The sequence below is a fragment of the Mycolicibacterium parafortuitum genome, assembly GCF_002086815.1.
Classification (GTDB): domain Bacteria; phylum Actinomycetota; class Actinomycetes; order Mycobacteriales; family Mycobacteriaceae; genus Mycobacterium; species Mycobacterium parafortuitum.
On the sequence record NZ_MVID01000061.1, the window covers coordinates 1 to 1,500 of the forward strand.

Below are 1,500 nucleotides of genomic sequence, written 5' to 3' on the forward strand. Positions count from 1 at the left end.
CTGATAGAGCGCGGGTGCCAAACCTGTTGCAGAGTAGAGATGTTCGGCATCGGGGAAGCGTTCGATCGGCAGGCTGTGTGCAGCGAACGTCGCCGCGCGAATGGTCAAGTCCAGGGACGTGGTGTACGACGTCGTCGTGTGATTCTTCGTTGTGATGGTTCAGGCGGTCAATGCCGCGGAGGTGGCCTCCTGTTCGTTCGGGGTGTCGTTGACGGTGCGTGATTTGCTCAGGACGTCGAGGCCGAGGTAGCGGCGGGACTCGGCCCATTCGTCGTGTTGTTCAGCCAGCACGGCACCGACGAGGCGGATCAGGGCGTCGCGGTCGGGGAAGATGCCCACGACGTCGGTGCGCCGGCGGATCTCCTTGTTGAGCCGCTCCTGGGGGTTGTTCGACCAGATCTGGCGCCAGATCTGTTTGGGGAACGCGGTGAACGCCAGCAGATCCGGCCGGGCCGCGTCGAGGTGCTCAGCCGCCTTCGGCAGCTTGTCTGACGACGACTTCGGCGTCACCGCCATCAGGTTGGTCGTGTAGTGGGTTCTGCAGCGCTGCCAGGCCGCCCCGGGCAGGGTGGCGCCGATCGCGGCCACCAAGCCAGCGTGGGCGTCGCTGGTGATTAGCTTGACCCCGGACAGGCCCCGGGCGGTAAGCGAGCGCAGGAACGTCAACCAGCCGGCTCCGTCTTCGGCGGTGGTGACGTCGATACCGAGGATTTCGCGGTAGCCCTCGGCGTTGACCCCGACAGCGATCAGGGCGTGAACGTTGACCACCCGCCCGCCTTCGCGGACCTTGAGGACCAGGGCGTCGGCGGCCATGAACGTGTACGGGCCGGCATCGAGTGGCCGGGTGCGAAACGCCTCGACCGCGGCATCGAGCTCTTTAGCCATCACCGAGACCTGCGATTTCGACAGGCTGGTGATGCCCAGGGTTTCGACGAGCTTGTCCATCCGCCGCGTCGAAACACCGAGCAGGTAGCAGGTGGCCACCACCGTGGTCAGGGCCCGTTCGGCGCGTTTGCGGCGTTCCAGCAACCAGTCCGGGAAATACGAGCCGTGGCGCAGCTTGGGGATCGCCAGGTCCAGACTGCCTGCGCGGGTGTCGAATTGGCGGTGCCGGTAGCCGTTGCGGGAATTGGTGCGCTCGGTGCTGCGCTCGCCGTATCCCGCGCCGCACAGCGCGTCGGCTTCTGCGCCCATCAGGGTGTGGATGAACGTGGCCAGCAGCTCGCGCAGCACGTCGGGGTGTGTGGTGGTGAGTCGTTCGGCCAGCACGGTGGGCAGGTCGATATTGTGGGCAGTGGTCATCGCGTGGTTCCTTTGCTCGAGTGGACTTTGGACGGTCTCTCGAAGAATCACGCGATGACCTTCAATCATTCGGCTACGACACGCCGGACATCCTGGTCAGTTCCGACTCGTACACCACCTTGATGGACGCAACCGCGCGAATGGAGGCGACACCGGGAAGGGTGGTCAGGATCTGACCGTCGGTCTCGGCGAGCAGTG

1 protein-coding gene is annotated in these 1,500 nt (G+C 65.2%); it reads right to left on the reverse strand.

The window, feature by feature from the left end:
* Positions 1–159: 159 nt before the first annotated feature.
* A complete protein-coding gene (locus tag BST38_RS28755; RefSeq protein ID WP_083146943.1) occupies positions 160–1,302 on the reverse strand; it encodes an IS256 family transposase in 1,143 nt (380 codons plus the stop codon).
* Positions 1,303–1,500 lie beyond the last annotated feature (198 nt).